General features: G+C 70.5%; 13 protein-coding genes and 1 tRNA gene. 9 read left to right on the top strand and 5 right to left on the bottom strand.

Annotated features, from left to right (window positions below; genetic code table 11):
* Positions 1 to 109 precede the first annotated feature (109 nt).
* The 7 genes from ACZ7KF_RS31120 to ACZ7KF_RS31090 all read left to right on the top strand — a co-directional run bounded on the left by ACZ7KF_RS31120 (position 110) and on the right by ACZ7KF_RS31090 (position 7,282).
* A complete protein-coding gene (locus ACZ7KF_RS31120) occupies positions 110 to 535 on the top strand; it encodes a hypothetical protein (RefSeq protein WP_471082355.1) in 426 nt (141 codons plus the stop codon).
* Positions 532 to 1,161 (top strand): Tat pathway signal sequence domain protein, encoded by a 630-nt coding sequence (locus tag ACZ7KF_RS31115; RefSeq protein ID WP_471082352.1) that lies wholly within the window; start codon positions 532 to 534, stop codon positions 1,159 to 1,161. Before ACZ7KF_RS31120 ends, ACZ7KF_RS31115 begins: the two co-directional genes overlap by 4 nt.
* A gap of 289 nt (positions 1,162 to 1,450) precedes the next feature.
* A complete protein-coding gene (locus ACZ7KF_RS31110) occupies positions 1,451 to 2,686 on the top strand; it encodes a branched-chain amino acid ABC transporter substrate-binding protein (protein ID WP_471082349.1) in 1,236 nt (411 codons plus the stop codon).
* A 111-nt stretch (positions 2,687 to 2,797) separates the two neighbouring features.
* The gene (locus tag ACZ7KF_RS31105) at positions 2,798 to 3,727 is read left to right on the top strand and encodes a branched-chain amino acid ABC transporter permease (RefSeq protein ID WP_225822518.1); all 930 of its coding nucleotides are present in this window, start codon (positions 2,798 to 2,800) and stop codon (positions 3,725 to 3,727) included.
* A 5-nt stretch (positions 3,728 to 3,732) separates the two neighbouring features.
* On the top strand, positions 3,733 to 5,559 hold the full coding sequence (locus ACZ7KF_RS31100) for a branched-chain amino acid ABC transporter permease (protein ID WP_471082345.1): 1,827 nt from the start codon (positions 3,733 to 3,735) through the stop codon (positions 5,557 to 5,559).
* 5 nt (positions 5,560 to 5,564) lie between these two features.
* Positions 5,565 to 6,569, top strand: a complete 1,005-nt coding sequence (locus ACZ7KF_RS31095) for an ABC transporter ATP-binding protein (RefSeq protein WP_471082342.1) — start codon at positions 5,565 to 5,567, stop codon at positions 6,567 to 6,569.
* Positions 6,566 to 7,282 (top strand): ABC transporter ATP-binding protein, encoded by a 717-nt coding sequence (locus ACZ7KF_RS31090; protein WP_471082341.1) that lies wholly within the window; start codon positions 6,566 to 6,568, stop codon positions 7,280 to 7,282. The genes ACZ7KF_RS31095 and ACZ7KF_RS31090 overlap by 4 nt, the downstream gene beginning before the upstream one ends.
* A 67-nt stretch (positions 7,283 to 7,349) precedes the next feature.
* Here the strand turns inward: ACZ7KF_RS31090 and ACZ7KF_RS31085 are convergent, their stop codons facing one another.
* Positions 7,350 to 8,006 (bottom strand): ANTAR domain-containing response regulator, encoded by a 657-nt coding sequence (locus tag ACZ7KF_RS31085; RefSeq protein ID WP_471082338.1) that lies wholly within the window; start codon positions 8,004 to 8,006, stop codon positions 7,350 to 7,352.
* 99 nt (positions 8,007 to 8,105) lie between these two features.
* On the opposite strand from ACZ7KF_RS31085, the gene ACZ7KF_RS31080 reads away from it, so the two are divergent.
* Positions 8,106 to 8,180 (top strand) — tRNA-Leu (locus ACZ7KF_RS31080).
* Between the two features lie 64 nt (positions 8,181 to 8,244).
* Here ACZ7KF_RS31080 and pyk read toward each other — a convergent pair.
* Together pyk and ACZ7KF_RS31070 are read right to left on the bottom strand one after the other, a co-directional pair.
* Positions 8,245 to 9,681 carry a pyruvate kinase gene (gene pyk / locus ACZ7KF_RS31075; RefSeq protein ID WP_471082335.1) on the bottom strand — a complete coding sequence of 479 codons (1,437 nt, stop codon included), beginning with the start codon at positions 9,679 to 9,681 and terminating at the stop codon, positions 8,245 to 8,247.
* 135 nt (positions 9,682 to 9,816) lie between these two features.
* Positions 9,817 to 10,500 (bottom strand): SIMPL domain-containing protein, encoded by a 684-nt coding sequence (locus ACZ7KF_RS31070; RefSeq protein WP_471082332.1) that lies wholly within the window; start codon positions 10,498 to 10,500, stop codon positions 9,817 to 9,819.
* A 148-nt stretch (positions 10,501 to 10,648) separates the two neighbouring features.
* Between ACZ7KF_RS31070 and ACZ7KF_RS31065 the strand changes: the two genes are divergently transcribed.
* Positions 10,649 to 12,454: a bifunctional metallophosphatase/5'-nucleotidase gene (locus tag ACZ7KF_RS31065; RefSeq protein ID WP_471082329.1), complete on the top strand. Its 1,806-nt coding sequence runs from the start codon at positions 10,649 to 10,651 to the stop codon at positions 12,452 to 12,454.
* A 19-nt stretch (positions 12,455 to 12,473) separates the two neighbouring features.
* Here ACZ7KF_RS31065 and ACZ7KF_RS31060 read toward each other — a convergent pair whose 3' ends face one another.
* Together ACZ7KF_RS31060 and ACZ7KF_RS31055 are read right to left on the bottom strand one after the other, a co-directional pair.
* Positions 12,474 to 13,886 (bottom strand): lysine N(6)-hydroxylase/L-ornithine N(5)-oxygenase family protein, encoded by a 1,413-nt coding sequence (locus tag ACZ7KF_RS31060; RefSeq protein WP_471082326.1) that lies wholly within the window; start codon positions 13,884 to 13,886, stop codon positions 12,474 to 12,476.
* Entirely contained in the window at positions 13,883 to 15,241 is a 1,359-nt protein-coding gene (locus ACZ7KF_RS31055; protein WP_471082794.1) for a pyridoxal phosphate-dependent decarboxylase family protein, read from the bottom strand. The genes ACZ7KF_RS31060 and ACZ7KF_RS31055 overlap by 4 nt, the downstream gene beginning before the upstream one ends.
* Positions 15,242 to 15,686 lie beyond the last annotated feature (445 nt).

Raw genomic sequence — 15,686 nt, 5'->3', positions numbered from 1 at the left:
ACGTCCCGACGCCGGCGCTCGGCCGCCGGACGGGTCCGCGCGCGGCGGAAGCCGGGCGTCCGCGGCCGGAGCGTTGCCCCTCGCCGTCCCGCCCCCTTAGCTTCGCCTCATGGGACGGCGAGGAGGCCCCCGGCCGGGGGTGAGGTTCCTGGTGCTCGGGCTGGCGTTGCCGGCCCTGCTGTGCGCGGCGGGCTGCGCCGAGCCCGCGGCTTCCCGGCGCCCCCTCCCCGCGCCGGGCTCCCCGCGCTCCAGCGCCCCCGCCGCCCCCACCCCCACCTCCGACGCCGACCTCTGCGCCAGGATCGTCGGCCACTGGTCCCGCGAGGTGCTCGACGGCGGCACCTACGGGGACTACCAGTCGATGGGCCTGTCCCATGGGCAGTACCAGATCCTGAGGGACGTGGTGGACGCCGCGCGGGCCGTCGAGCGACGCCAGGGGGCCCGAGCGGCACAGGAGTTGATCGACCGTCAGGTGCGCGGAGCCTGCGCCGACCGCTATCGCCACGGGACCCCGAGCGGAGGCCCCTGGACATGACCGGCATCGGTCCGCCGGAGCCCGGCGAGGGCACACGCGCGTGGGACGACCCGGGGGCGGAGGACCCGCGGCCGGCCGGAGGAGCGCGCGCCATCCTGGCCGCCCGGTACACCCGCCACCGGCGGATCGCCGTCGCCCTCCTCGCCGCGATCGCCCTCCTGGCGGGCGGCGGCTACCTCTACGCGACCCGGCCGCAGCAGCCGCGCACCGCGCGCTCCCCCGCACCGGTGCCGTACCCCGTCCAAGTGGTGGACGTGACCTACCTCGACGGCCGGACCACTCCGGAGGGCGCCCCGCCGCGCAGCTTCAGCCTCGCCGTCCTACTGAGCGTGACGTCCGGTCCGCCGGTCACCGTGGCCCGGGTGACGCAGCCGTACGCGGGGCTCTCGCTGACCACGGAGCCATCAGTTCCGTTCCAGACAAAGGCGGGTACCGCCCGCAAGATCACGATAACGATGCACGTGACGAAATGCGGGAAAGTCCCCAGGAACGCCAGCCTCCCTTTCCTGGACGTAACTCTGCGTAATACGCGCGCAATACAGACGCAGAGCTTCATCCCGGGCCCGCGGTACGCGCGGGACCTCTCACGCGCCCTGGAGGTAGCCTGCAGCAACAGATCCGGGTAATCACCAAAACGGCCGAGACACCTGAATGGATCATGGCGGGTCCTGCGGGTTCTCAAAATGCGGACGCCGCGAATCCACCTGAATTCCTCCTTCCCGCCCACGCAGTACCGCTCTGCATTACGTCGTGTCATAACAAGAGCGTCACAGCCTCGGTCAGACACTCCTCCACGTTCCCCACACACGCTTAGAGTCACGGCCAGTCACCGCGCCTTCCGAATCTCCATTCAGCGCGGCGCGCGACTCGGCCGCTTCCACGGGGAGGCGGTTGTGCCTGGGGAAAGGACTGATCGTGCGTCAACGTTCGCTTATCGCCATCACCGCCGCGCTGGCGGCGGGAGCGCTCACCCTCACCGCCTGCGGCTCGCGCGACGGCGGCGACAAGAAGGGCTCGGACTCCGGCGACGGCGGCACGACCGTCGTCATCGGCGTCGACGCCCCGCTGACCGGCGACCTGTCCGCCATGGGCCTCGGCATCAAGAACTCGGCGGACCTCGCCGCCAAGAACGCCAACAAGCAGAACCTCGTCAAGGGCGTCACCTTCAAGGTCGAGGCGCTCGACGACCAGGCGCAGCCGTCCGCCGGCCAGCAGAACGCCTCCAAGTTCGTCTCCGAGCCGGAGGTCCTCGGTGTCGTCGGCCCGCTGAACTCCTCGGTCGCCGAGTCGATGCAGAAGGTCTTCGACGACGCCAAGCTGGTCGAGGTCTCCCCGGCCAACACCGGCCCGGGCCTCACCCAGGGCCCGGACTGGCAGACCAAGAAGGTCCGCGGGTACAAGTCGTACTTCCGCACCGCGACCACGGACGCCATCCAGGGCCCGTTCGCCGCCCAGTACGTCTACAACACCGCCAAGAAGAAGAAGGTCTTCGTCATCGACGACAAGAAGACCTACGGCTCCGGCCTCGCCGCGACCTTCACCGAGGAGTTCAAGAAGCTCGGCGGCAAGGTGGTCGGCACCGAGCACATCAACCCCGACGCCAAGGACTTCTCCGCGGTCGCCACCAAGGTGAAGAACTCGGGTGCCGAGGTCGTCTACTACGGCGGCGAGTACCCGCAGGCCGGCCCGCTCAGCAAGCAGATCAAGGCCGCCGGTGCCAAGATCCCGCTGGTCGGCGGTGACGGCATCAAGGACGACACGTTCATGAAGCTGGCCGGCTCCGAGGCCACCGGCGACCTGGCCACCTCCGTCGGTGCCCCGGTCGAGGACCTCCCCTCCGCCAAGCAGTTCGTCGCCGACTACAAGGCCGCGGGCTACAAGGAGGAGTACTCCGCCTACGGCGGTTACGCCTACGACTCCGCCTGGGCGGTCATCGAGGCCGTGAAGAAGGTCGTCGACGCCAACGGCGGCAAGCTGCCCAGCGACGGCCGCGCGAAGGTCACCGAGGCCATGCAGGGCGTGTCCTTCGACGGTGTGACCGGCAAGGTCTCCTTCGACGAGTTCGGTGACGCCACCAACAAGCAGCTCACCGTGTACGCCGTGAAGAACGGTGCCTGGGTTCCCGTCAAGTCCGGTACCTACTCCGGCTGATCCACGCCCGACCCACTCAAGAGCCGCGCGGGGCGCTGTTCCACTGGCGCCCCGCGCGGACTCGCATCCGGCCACTTCCCTCGCACTTTCCGAACGCTCGGAGGACATGCGGTGAACGAACTGCCGCAGCAGCTGGTCAACGGCCTGCTACTAGGATCCATGTACGGGCTGGTCGCCATCGGCTACACAATGGTCTACGGCATTGTCCAGCTCATCAACTTCGCCCACGGCGAGATATTCATGACGGGAGCGTTCGGCGCTCTCACCGTCTGGCTCTGGCTTCCCGGCGGCACCAGCATGTGGCTCGCGCTGCCGCTGATGATCGTCGGTGCCATCATCGTCGCGGTCGCCATCGCCGTCGGGGCGGAACGGTTCGCCTACCGGCCCCTCCGCACCGCCCCGCGCCTCGCGCCCCTGATCACCGCGATCGGCCTCTCCCTCGCGCTGCAGCAGGCGGTGTGGGCCTGGTACCCGGAGGCGAAGTCCGCGCGCACCTTCCCGCAGATCCCCGGCGGACCGTTCGAGATCGGCAGCGTCACCATCCAGACCGGCGACATCTTCCTGGTCGCCGCCGCCCCGATCAGCATGGCCGTCCTGGCCTACTTCGTGATGAAGACGCGTACCGGCCGCGGTATGCAGGCCACCGCCCAGGACCCGGACACCGCCAAGCTGATGGGCGTCAACACCGACCGCATCATCGTGATCGCGTTCGCGCTCGGCGCCGCGTTCGCCGCGGTCGGAGCCGTCGCCTACGGCCTGAAGTACGGCGAGATCAACTTCCGGATGGGCTTCATCCTCGGCCTGAAGGCGTTCACCGCGGCCGTCCTCGGCGGCATCGGGAACATCTACGGCGCCATGATCGGCGGCGTGGTCCTCGGCGTGGCCGAGACCCTGGCCACCGCCTACATCGCCGACATCCCGGGCATGGACAAGTTCGGCAGCCAGTCCTGGGCCGACGTCTGGGCCTTCGTACTCCTCATCCTCGTACTGCTGTTCAGGCCGCAGGGCCTGCTCGGCGAGCGCGTCGCGGACAGGGCGTGACACCGATGACCACACAGACCACCGCACCCGACACTCCCGGCGCCCGCACGGCCGACGCCCCCACCGGCCTGATCCCGCTGCCCGAGAAGGCCGCTCGCGCCCTCGCCCTCGGCGGCAGCGTGCTCACGATCGTCTCCACCTTCCTCGCCTGGACGTGGACGGCGGACTTCCCCGGCGACCTCACCGTCTACGGCTACCCGGGCGGCCTCCAGGTCCTCGTCCTCATCGGGGCGCTCGTCGCCACCCTGTACGCGCTCGCTTCCTACGGTGTCCGCGGCCTCGGCTGGCTGGCACCCGCCGGTCCCGACGCCGCCCTGAAGTTCGCCACCCTGGCCACCTTCGCCACCAGCTGGTACACGGTCCTCGCGATCAGCACCGAACTCGGCGGCCTGGTCAACCTCGAACCCGGCGGCTTCCTCGCCGCCGCCGGCAGCCTCGCGGCCCTGACCGGCGCGCTCGCCCTGCCCTTCCGGCGGCCCGAGCCCGAGCCGATCGACCCCGACGACAGCGGCTGGGAGAAGTTCAAGCACTCGGCCGCGTACCAGTGGGAGACCATCAAGGCGGTCTTCTCCGCCGGTGCGCCGCGCCCCGTGCCCGCGCTCCCGTCGTACGCCGAGATCCTGATCATCGTCGCGATCCTCGCGCTCGGCCTCACCGTCTTCACCTACGGCATCGGCACCGAGTACGACGAGCAGTTCATCGGCTTCCTCATCACCGCCGGCTTCGGCTTCGCCGCCCTGAACAAGGCCGGCCTGATCGCCCACGCCTCGCAGATCACCTCCCGGCACCAGGCCATCACGACCACCGGTGCCTTCCTCGCGGCGGCGCTGTTCCCCTTCACCCAGACCAACGACCAGTACGCGACCCTCGGCGTCTACATCCTCATCTTCGCCACCGTCGCCCTCGGCCTGAACATCGTCGTCGGCCTGGCCGGCCTTCTCGACCTCGGATACGTCGCCTTCCTCGGCGTCGGCGCCTACGCGGCGGCCCTGGTCTCCGGCTCCCCCAGCTCGCCGTTCGACGTGCACTTCCCGTTCTGGGCCGCGGTCCTGGTCGGCGCCGCCGCCTCGCTGGTCTTCGGTGTGCTGATCGGCGCCCCCACGCTCCGGCTGCGCGGCGACTACCTCGCCATCGTCACCCTCGGCTTCGGTGAGATCTTCCGCATCACGGCGAACAACCTCGACGGCACCTCCGGGCCCGACATCACCAACGGCTCCAACGGTGTCTCCTCGATCCCGAACCTCGACGTCCTCGGCTTCGACTTCGGTGCCCAGCACGACATGGGCGGCTACACCATCGGCCGGTTCGCCAACTACTTCTTCCTGATGCTGCTCATCACCGCGATCGTGGTGCTGGTCTTCCGCCGCAGCGGCAACTCCCGCATCGGACGCGCCTGGGTGGCCATCCGCGAGGACGAGACCGCCGCGCTCGCCATGGGCATCAACGGCTTCCGGGTCAAGCTCATCGCCTTCGCCGTCGGCGCCTCGCTCGCCGGTCTCGCCGGTACGGTCCAGGCCCACGTCACCTACACCGTGACGCCCGAGCAGTACCTGTTCGCCGGTGCCATCCCGCCCAACTCGGCCTTCCTGCTCGCCGCGGTCGTCCTCGGCGGCATGGGCACCATCAGCGGCCCGCTGATCGGCGCGGCCCTGCTCTTCCTGATCCCGAACAAGCTCCAGTTCCTGGGCAACTACCAGCTCTTCGCCTTCGGTCTCGCGCTCATCCTGCTGATGCGGTTCCGTCCCGAGGGCCTCATCCCGAACCGGCGCCGCCAGCTCGAGTTCCACGAGGACGCGGAAGCACCCACCCTCCTGACGAAGGCGGGGGCCTGACCACCATGACCACCGACACCACCACGAAGGCCGCCACCGCCGACGCCGCCGCGCCCGGCGAGACCGTCCTCGACGCCCGCGGCGTGACGATGCGCTTCGGCGGCCTGACCGCCGTACGCGGCGTCGACCTCACCGTCAACGCCGGCGAGATCGTCGGCCTGATCGGCCCCAACGGCGCCGGCAAGACCACCTTCTTCAACTGCCTGACCGGCCTGTACGTGCCCACCGAGGGCGAGGTCCGGTACAAGGGCCAGGTCCTGCCGCCCAAGTCCTTCAAGGTCACCGCGGCCGGCATCGCGCGCACCTTCCAGAACATCCGGCTGTTCGCCAACATGACCGTCCTGGAGAACGTGCTCGTCGGCCGGCACACCCGCACCAAGGAGGGCTTCTGGTCGGCCGTGCTGCGCGGCCCCGGCTTCCACAAGGCCGAGAAGGCCTCCCGTGACCGGGCCATGGAGCTGCTGGAGTTCGTGGGCCTGGACCACAAGTCCGAGCACCTCGCCCGCAACCTGCCCTACGGCGAGCAGCGCAAGCTGGAGATCGCGCGCGCGCTGGCCAGCGAGCCCGGTCTGCTGCTGCTCGACGAGCCGACGGCCGGCATGAACCCGCAGGAGACCCGGACCACCGAGGAACTGGTCTTCGCGATCCGGGACATGGGCATCGCCGTCCTCGTCATCGAGCACGACATGCGCTTCATCTTCAACCTGTGCGACCGCGTGGCCGTGCTCGTGCAGGGCGAGAAGCTGATCGAGGGCGACAGCACGACCGTCCAGGGCGACGAGCGGGTGATCGCGGCCTACCTCGGCGAACCGTTCGAGAACGCGCCCGGCGCCGAGGAGGTGGCCGAGGTGGAGGCCGCCGAGGCGCACGCCGAGGCGACGGCGGAGGCGCACGCCGACACCACGGCCGAGGCAGACGCCGACACCACGGCCGAGGCAGGCGCCGATGCCGCCGCGGAGGGCGCCGAGACCACGACCGACGCCGCGCCCGGCAAGGAGAACGACCGATGACCGCACTGCTCGAAGTCGAGGACCTGCGGGTCGCCTACGGCAAGATCGAGGCCGTCAAGGGCATCTCCTTCAAGGTCGATGCCGGTCAGGTGGTCACGCTCATCGGCACCAACGGCGCCGGCAAGACCACCACCCTGCGCACGCTGTCCGGGCTGCTGAAGCCGGTCGGCGGACAGATCAAGTTCAACGGCAGATCGCTGAAGAAGGTCCCGCCCCACCAGGTGGTCTCGCTGGGCCTCGCCCACTCCCCCGAGGGGCGGCACATCTTCCCGCGCATGAGCATCGAGGACAACCTGCGCCTCGGCGCGTTCCTGCGCAACGACAAGCCGGGCATCGAGCGGGACATCCAGCGCGCCTACGACCTCTTCCCCATCCTCGGGGAACGCCGGAAGCAGGCCGCCGGCACCCTCTCCGGCGGTGAGCAGCAGATGCTGGCGATGGGCAGGGCGCTGATGTCCCAGCCGAAGCTGCTGATGCTGGACGAGCCCTCGATGGGTCTGTCGCCGATCATGATGCAGAAGATCATGGCGACGATCGCCGAGCTGAAGTCGCAGGGCACCACGATCCTGCTGGTCGAGCAGAACGCCCAGGCGGCGCTCTCCCTCGCCGACCGGGGTCATGTGATGGAGATCGGCAACATCGTCCTGTCCGGCACCGGCCAGGACCTGCTGCACGACGAGTCGGTCCGCAAGGCCTACCTGGGCGAGGACTGACCGTTCGGACACGACGAGGCCCGCGCCCCTCTTCTCCGGGGGCGCGGGCCTCGTCGTGGGGAAGGTGTCAGCCCTTCTTCGCGGACTTCTTCTCCTCGTTGTCCGCGATGACCGCCTCGGCGACCTGCTGCATCGACATGCGGCGGTCCATGGAGGTCTTCTGGATCCAGCGGAAGGCGGCCGGCTCGGTCAGGCCGTACTCGGTCTGCAGGATGGACTTCGCGCGGTCGACCAGCTTGCGGGTCTCCAGCCGCAGGGTGAGGTCGGCGACCTCCTTCTCCAGCTGCTTCAGCTCGGTGAAGCGGGAGACGGCCATCTCGATGGCCGGGACCACGTCGCTCTTGCTGAAGGGCTTGACCAGGTACGCCATGGCGCCGGCGTCCCGGGCGCGCTCGACGAGGTCGCGCTGCGAGAAGGCGGTGAGCATCAGGACCGGCGCGATGGACTCCTCGGCGATCTTCTCGGCCGCGGAGATGCCGTCCAGCTTGGGCATCTTCACGTCCAGGATGACCAGATCCGGCCGGTGCTCGCGGGCCAGCTCGACGGCCTGCTCACCGTCGCCGGCCTCGCCGACGACGGTGTACCCCTCCTCCTCCAGCATCTCCTTCAGGTCGAGCCGGATCAGGGCCTCGTCCTCGGCGATGACGACACGGGTCGTCAGCGGAGGCACGTGCGACTTGTCGTCGTCGGGCGCGTCTACGGGCTGGGGCGACTCGGCGGTCACAGGGGCTCCTCGTTCAGGCAGGGGTACTGCTGACAAGAGCCTACCTAGCTACGGTATGGTGGACGCGCGGAGGGTCGGGGGAAACCTTGGATTCTGCGAGCCCCGGTAGCCCAATTGGCAGCAGGCAACGGATTCAAAACCCGTACAGTGTCGGTTCGAGTCCGACCCGGGGCACTTTTCCTTGGATTCCAAGGTCAGTGTTCCGTAGGGCCCCTCCGGGTGAGGGGCCCTGTTGCGTTCACCGGGGGCTGTCGTCCTCGCCGATGTGGTGGACCCGGACCATGTTGGTCGAACCGGAGACGCCGGGCGGCGAGCCCGCCGTGATCACCACGACATCGCCCTTCCGGCAGCGGCCGTACTTCAGCAGCAGCTCGTCCACCTGGTCGACCATGGCGTCCGTGGAGTCCACGTGCGGGCCGAGGAAGGTCTCCGCGCCCCAGGTGAGACTGAGCTGGGAGCGGGTGGCCTGCTCCGGGGTGAAGGCGAGCAGCGGGATCGGCGAGCGGTAGCGGGAGAGGCGCCGGGCGGTGTCTCCCGACTGGGTGAACGCCACCAGGAACTTCGCGCCCAGGAAGTCGCCCATCTCGGCGGCGGCCCGGGCGACCGCGCCGCCCTGGGTGCGCGGCTTGCTCCGCTCGGTCAGCGGCGGCAGGCCCTTGGCCAGCATGTCCTCCTCCGCCGCCGTGACGATCTTCGCCATGGTGCGGACGGTCTCGACGGCGTACTTGCCGACGCTGGTCTCGCCGGAGAGCATCACCGCGTCCGTGCCGTCCAGGACGGCGTTGGCGACGTCGGACGCCTCGGCCCGGGTGGGCCGGGAGTTCTCGATCATCGAGTCCAGCATCTGGGTGGCGACGATCACCGGCTTGGCGTTGCGCCTGGCCAGCTTGACGGCACGCTTCTGGACGATCGGGACCTGCTCCAGCGGCATCTCGACGCCGAGGTCACCGCGAGCCACCATCAGCCCGTCGAAGGCGGCCACGATGCCGTCGAGGTTCTCCACCGCCTGCGGCTTCTCGACCTTGGCGATCACCGGGAGGCGGCGGCCCTCCTCGGCCATGATGCGGTGCACGTCCCTGACGTCGTCGCCGCTGCGCACGAAGGAGAGGGCCACGACGTCGAAGCCGGTGCGCAGCGCCCAGCGCAGGTCGTCCTCGTCCTTCTTGGACAGGGCGGGGACGGAGACGGCGACGCCGGGGAGGTTCAGGCCCTTGTGGTCGGAGACGACCCCGCCCTCGACCACCCGGGTGTGGACGCGGGGCCCGTCGACGGCGGTGACCTCCAGGCAGACCTTGCCGTCGTCCACGAGGACGCGCTCGCCGGGGCTGACATCGGCGGCGAGGCCGGCGTAGGTGGTGCCGCACCGGTGGCGGTCGCCCTCGACGCCGTCCTCCACGGTGATGGTGAAGGTGTCGCCGCGTTCAAGGAGTACGGGACCTTCGGCGAATCGGCCGAGCCGGATCTTCGGGCCCTGAAGGTCGGCGAGGATTCCGACGCTGCGGCCGGTCTCGTCGGCCGCCTTTCGCACACGCTGATAACGCTCCTCGTGCTCGGCGTGCGTACCGTGGCTGAGGTTGAAGCGGGCGACGTCCATTCCGGCCTCGACCAGTGCCTTGATCTGGTCGTACGAGTCGGTGGCGGGCCCCAATGTACAGACGATCTTCGCTCGGCGCATGAGTCGAGCCTAGGGCTTACCCGTGGGTAGAGAATTGGCCCTGCGTGACTACTCAACACACTTTCGGCAAAGGCTTATTGACAACTGTTGAATTGTGCGGCCGGTCGCTCCTATGAGCGAATTAAGGGCCGGTGATCACAAACGCGGGGGACGCATGCTGAATTGCGCGCTCACCTGAGCGGAGACTCGCAGCTGCGGCACCTCCAGGTCGAGCGGCTCGGGTGGCTGCTCCTGATCGGCGAGGGACGCCCGGCGCATCCCCCGCCCGAAGGGGGCGCGGGCCGGGCGGGGGCGTTCGACGCCGGTGTCGGCGAGTTCGAGGAGGGCGGCGACCGAGGTGCCGAGGGCCTCGGCGTACTCCCGGGCCCGCTGGAGCGCGTCACCCACCGCCCGCCGCCGGGCCTCGGCGTGCACCGGCGAGTCGGGGCGCAGCGACCACCAGGGTCCGTCGACCCGGGTCAGCTCCAAGTCGGCCAGCGCGGCGGTGAGTTCGCCGAGGAGGGTGAAGTCGGTCAGTTCGGCGCTGCATTGGACCCGGCCGTGATGGCTGCGCACGCGCTCGCCCCTGCCGTGGTCGGCGAGTTCCGGGGTGATCGAGACGGCCCCGGTGGACAGCTGCGTCACGGCGTCCCCGTAGGACCTCACCAGGTCGAGGGCGCGGGCGTTGCGGCGGGTGAGGTCGTCGAGCGTGGCCCGGCGGTCGCGGCCCCGGGCGCTCACCGTGACGGCGATCCGGGCGAGTTCGGGCTCGACGTCGAACGCGGCCTCGCCGCGGACCACGAGAAGGGGGACGTCGGCGGTGCCGTACGGGGTGGTCATGGTCCCACTCTGGCACGCGGGGGCCGCTTCGGCGGCCGGGGCCCGGGGAACAGGTCACCAGATCGCAACCTCCCGGACCTGTTGCCGTAAGTCATGCTCAGGTCAGAATCTACGCGCGTTGTCCATTGTTCGCCAAGGAGACCGAGACATGCCGTTGAACCGCCGCAAGTTCCTGAAGAAGTCCGCCGTCACCGGAGCCGGAGTGGCGATCGCCGGCGCGGCGGCGGCCCCGGCGGCCGAGGCGGCGGAGGGCAGGAAGCCCGGGCATCCCGTGAAGCGGTACTCCCTGACCGTCATGGGCACCACCGACCTGCACGGCCACGTCTTCAACTGGGACTACTTCAAGGACGCGGAGTACGCCGACAAGGCGGGCAACGCGATGGGTCTGGCACGCATCTCCACGCTGGTGAACCAGGTGCGCGAGGAGAAGGGCCGCTGCAACACCCTGCTGCTGGACGCCGGTGACACCATCCAGGGCACTCCGCTGGCCTACTACTACGCCAAGGTCGACCCGATCACCGCCAAGGGCGGCCCGGTGCACCCGATGGCGCAGGCGATGAACGCGATCGGGTACGACGCGGCGGCCCTCGGCAACCACGAGTTCAACTACGGCATCGAGACGCTGCGGAAGTTCGAGGACCAGCTCGACTTCCCGCTGCTCGGCGCCAACGCCGTGGACGCGAAGACGCTCCGGCCCGCCTTCCCGCCGTACTTCATGAAGACGTTCCACGTGCCGGGTGCCAAGCCCGTCAAGGTCGCCGTGCTCGGCCTGACCAACCCGGGCATCGCGATCTGGGACAAGGCCTACGTCCAGGGCAAGCTGGCCTTCCCGGGCCTGGAGGAGCAGGCCGCCACGTGGGTGCCGAAGCTGAGGTCGATGGGCGCGGACGTGGTCGTCGTCTCGGCGCACTCGGGTGCCTCCGGCACGTCGTCCTACGGCGACCAGGTGCCGTACGTGGAGAACGCGGCGGCCAACGTGGCCAAGCAGGTGCCCGGCATCGACGCGATCCTGGTCGGTCACGCGCACGTGGAGATCCCGGAGCTGAAGGTCGTCAACGACCGGACCGGCAAGACCGTCGTGCTGTCCGAGCCGCTGTGCTACGCCGAGCGGCTCACCCTCTTCGACATCGAGCTGGTGTTCTCCAAGGGCCGCTGGGAGGTCGAGTCGGTCTCCGCCTCGCTGCGCAACTCCAACACCGTCGCCGACGACCCGAAGATCACCAAGCTGCTGCAGGACGAGCACGAGAAGGTCGTCGCGTACGTCAACCAGGTCGTCGGCCGGGCGACCGCGACCCTGACGACCGTGGACGCCCGCTACAAGGACGCCCCGATCATCGACCTGATCACCAAGGTCCAGGAGGACGTGGTCAAGGCCGCGCTCGCGGGCACCGAGTACGCCTCGCTGCCGGTGATCGCCCAGGCCTCGCCGTTCTCCCGGACCTCCGAGATCCCGGCGGGCGACGTCACCATCCGGGACCTGTCGAGCCTGTACGTCTACGACAACACGCTGGTCGCGAAGCTGCTGACGGGCGCCCAGGTGCGGGCCTACCTGGAGTACTCGGCGGAGTACTACGTCCAGACGGCCGCCGACGCCACGGTCGACGTCGACAAGCTGACCAACGCGAACAACCGCCCGGACTACAACTACGACTACGTCTCGGGCCTGACGTACGACATCGACATCGCCCAGCCGGCCGGTTCGCGGATCAAGAACCTCGCCTTCGACGGGGCCGCGCTGGACGACAGCCGGCAGTTCGTGTTCGCGGTGAACAACTACCGCGCCAACGGCGGCGGTGCCTTCCCGCACGTCGCCACCGCCAAGGAGCTGTGGGCGGAGTCGACGGAGATCCGCACCCGGATCGCGGAGTGGGTGACCGCGAAGGGCGTCCTGGACCCGAAGGACTTCGCCTCCGTGGACTGGAAGCTGGTGCGCAACGGCACGCCGGTGTTCTAGGGGTCCCGCGGCCGGCGGCTCACCTGCCCTCGACGAGGGGGGTGAGCCGCTTGGGCTGTCTGCCCTGGGGCACCCGGGCCGCCGGCTCCTCCAGCCCGAACGAGGTGAAGGCCGTTCGGGACGGCATCGGATAGGGGTCCTTGCCGGTGACCGAGTTGAGGATGGTGGCGCTGCGCCAGGCGGCGAGGCCCAGGTCGGGCGCGCCGATGCCGTGGGTGTGCAGCTCCGCGTTCTGGACGTGGACCGAGCCGGTGACCGAGGGGTCCAGGACGAGCCGGAACTCCTCGTCGATGCGGGGGCGTTCGCTGCTGTCGCGGCGGAGATAGGGGTCCAGGCCGGCGAGGAGCCGGTCGAGGGGGCGGTCGCGGTACCCGGTGGCGAGGACGACGGCGTCGGTGATGAGCCGGGAGCGGCTGTCCTGCTGGAGGTGCTCCAGATGCAGCTCGATCTTGGTGGTGGCGATCCGGCCCGCGGTGCGGACCCGGACGCCGGGGGTGAGGACGGCGTCGGGCCAGCCGCCGTCCAGGGTCCGCCGGTACAGCTCGTCGTGGATGGCGGCGAGGGTGCCGGCGTCGATGCCCTTGTGCAGCTGCCACTGGGCCGCGACCAGCCGGTCGCGGACGGGCTCGGCCAGGGCGTGGAAGTAGCGCGTGTAGTCGGGCGTGAAGTGTTCCAGGCCCAGCTTGGAGTACTCCATCGGGGCGAACGCCTCGGTGCGGCCGATCCAGTGCAGTTGTTCCCGGCCTGCCGGGCGGTGCTTGAGCAGGTCCAGGAAGACCTCGGCGCCGGACTGTCCGGAGCCGACGACGGTGACGTGCCCGGCGGCGAGCACGGAGTCCCGGTGGTCGAGGTAGTCGGCGGCGTGCACGACGGGCACGCCGGGCGCCGCCACCAGGGGCTTGAGGGGGTCGGGCACATAGGGGGCGGTGCCGATGCCGAGGACGATGTTGCGGGCGTAGGTACGGCCGAGGGCCTCGGCCTCGCCCTCGGCGTCGAGCTGGGTGAAGTCGACCTCGAACACGTCCCGTTCGGGGTTCCAGCGCACGGAGTCGACCTGGTGGCGGAAGCGCAGCCCGGGCAGCCCCTCCGCCACCCAGCGGCAGTAGGCGTCGTACTCGGCGCGCTGGATGTGGAAGCGCTCGGCGAAGTAGAAGGGGAAGAGCCGGTCGCGGGTCCTGAGGTAGTTGAGGAAGCTCCAGGGGCTGGTGGGGTCCACGAGGGTCACCAGGTCGGCGAGGAACGGCACCTGGACGGTGGCGCCCTCGATGAGCAGTCCGGGGTGCCAGTCGAAGCCGGGGCGCTGGTCGTAGAAGACCGCGTCGAGTTCGGCGAGCGGATGGGCGAGGGCGGCGAGGGAGAGGTTGCAGGGGCCGATGCCGATGCCGACCAGGTCGCGGGGGGAGGCGGGCTCGTGGCATGGGGGGTGGGTCATCCGGGGGTGCTTCCTTCGGCGAGTTTGAGCAGGTGGGCCAGGTCGTCCGGCCGGGTGTGGGGGTTGAGGACGGTGGCCTTGAGCCAGAGCCGTCCGTCGAGCCGGGCGCGCCCGAGAACGGCCCGGCCCTCGTACAGCAGTCGTCGGCGCACGGCGGCCACGGCGTCGTCGTCCGCCTCGGCGGGCCGGAACAGCACGGTGCTGATGACGGGCCGGTCGTACAGCTCGAAGCCGGGGTGCTCCCGGACGAGCGCGGCGAATTCCCGGGCCCGGGTGCAGACCTGGTCGACCAGGGCGCCGAGCCCGCTGCGGCCCAGCGTCTTCAGGGTGACGGCGATCTTGAGGATGTCGGCGCGGCGGGTGGTGCGCAGGGAGCGGCCGAGCAGGTCGGGGAGTCCTGCCTCGGTGTCGTCGGCGGCGTTGAGATAGTCGGCGTGCTGGTGGAGGACGGCGAGTTCGCCGGGGCGGGCGACGGCGAGGACTCCGGCGGCGACCGGCTGCCAGCCGAGTTTGTGCAGGTCCAGGGTGACGGTGTGGGCGGCTTCGAGGCCGGCGAGTTTGTCGCGGTGCCGGTCGCTGAAGAGGAGGCCCCCGCCGTAGGCCGCGTCGATGTGCAGCCGGACGCCGTGCGCGGCGCACAGGCCGGCGATCTGCGGCAGCGGATCGATGAGCCCGGCGTCGGTGGTGCCGGCGGTGGCGGCAACCAGCAGCGGGCCGGAGAGCGTGGTGAGGGCCTCGTCGAGGGCGGCCGGGTCCAGGGTGCCGTTGGGTGCCGGGAGCACGACCGGGTCGGGCAGGCCGAGCAGCCAGGCGGCGCGCGGCAGCGAGTGGTGGGCGCCCGCCCCGCACACGAGCCGCACACTGCCGCCGTGCGCCTCGCGGGCCAGCAGCAGGGCGAGTTGGTTGGACTCGGTGCCGCCGGTGGTGACGAGGGCGTCGGCGAGGCCGGCCGTGCGGGCGAGGGTGCGGGTGACCGCTGCCTCCAGGGCGGAGGCGGCCGGGGCCTGGTCCCAGGAGTCCAGGGAGGGGTTGAGGGCGCTCGCGGCGAGGTCGGCGGCGGTGGCCAGGGCGAGCGGCGGGCAGTGCAGATGGGCCGCGCAGAGGGGGTCGGCGGGGTCGGCGGCGCCCGCGGCGAGGGTGTGCACGAGGGCGCGCAGGGCGTCCGGGTCGCCGGTGTCCGGCAGGACGTCCCCGAGGGCGTCGGCGACGCGCGCGGCGACGGCCTCCGGTCCGCCGGCGGGCAGCGGTCCGCCGCGCTCGGTGCCGCCGGCCGCGAGCGCGTCGAGCACGGTGCCGAGGAGGGGGCGCAGGGCCTCGGGGCCGCCGGGGCCCGAGGCGAGCGGCGGTGGGCTCATGGGCCGCTGTCCGCCTGCCGTCCGGCCGTCCGGGCCGGAGTCGAGGGGCGGCCTGCTCGTGGCCTCTCCTCCGCTCATGGGCTCTCCTCCGGGCACGGGGACGCCCGGCGGGCTCTCGGGGCCCGGGGCTTCCGGCTTGTGCGTGGAGTTCCAGCTTGTACCGGAAGTGAGCCCCGTGTCCCGAAGGCCCGGCGAACGAAACCCGAAAGTGTGTACTGCCGTAGCGGGAGAGGCTGTTGAGGCGGGCGGGGAGCCGCCGCCGACCGGGGCGGGTCGCTGCCGACCGGGGCGTGTCGCCGGATTCCCGTCGCCGTCCGAAGGGCGGGGCGGCCGGGAAGGTGCCGAGAGGTCTAGGGTCTTTCGTTTGGATCAGGCCGGATCAGGGAGCGGGGTCTGGTGCCGTGCATCGCAAGGCGGAGGAGGGCGCCATGGCGGAGCCATGGCA

The organism is Streptomyces sp. NPDC038200, from assembly GCF_055600785.1.
This window is presented reverse-complemented; position numbering and strand designations above follow the sequence as displayed.

What these genes read in the sequence shown, in the direction of transcription:
- ACZ7KF_RS31115 (WP_471082352.1), top strand. Translation starts at nt 532, where the DNA reads ATGACCGGCATCGGTCCGCCGGAGCCCGGCGAGGGCACACGCGCGTGG.
- ACZ7KF_RS31100 (WP_471082345.1), top strand. Translation starts at nt 3,733, where the DNA reads ATGACCACACAGACCACCGCACCCGACACTCCCGGCGCCCGCACGGCC.
- ACZ7KF_RS31120 (WP_471082355.1), top strand. Translation starts at nt 110, where the DNA reads ATGGGACGGCGAGGAGGCCCCCGGCCGGGGGTGAGGTTCCTGGTGCTC.
- ACZ7KF_RS31065 (WP_471082329.1), top strand. Translation starts at nt 10,649, where the DNA reads ATGCCGTTGAACCGCCGCAAGTTCCTGAAGAAGTCCGCCGTCACCGGA.
- ACZ7KF_RS31095 (WP_471082342.1), top strand. Translation starts at nt 5,565, where the DNA reads ATGACCACCGACACCACCACGAAGGCCGCCACCGCCGACGCCGCCGCG.
- pyk (WP_471082335.1), bottom strand. Translation starts at nt 9,681, where the DNA reads ATGCGCCGAGCGAAGATCGTCTGTACATTGGGGCCCGCCACCGACTCG.
- ACZ7KF_RS31060 (WP_471082326.1), bottom strand. Translation starts at nt 13,886, where the DNA reads ATGACCCACCCCCCATGCCACGAGCCCGCCTCCCCCCGCGACCTGGTC.
- ACZ7KF_RS31055 (WP_471082794.1), bottom strand. Translation starts at nt 15,241, where the DNA reads ATGAGCCCACCGCCGCTCGCCTCGGGCCCCGGCGGCCCCGAGGCCCTG.
- ACZ7KF_RS31090 (WP_471082341.1), top strand. Translation starts at nt 6,566, where the DNA reads ATGACCGCACTGCTCGAAGTCGAGGACCTGCGGGTCGCCTACGGCAAG.
- ACZ7KF_RS31070 (WP_471082332.1), bottom strand. Translation starts at nt 10,500, where the DNA reads ATGACCACCCCGTACGGCACCGCCGACGTCCCCCTTCTCGTGGTCCGC.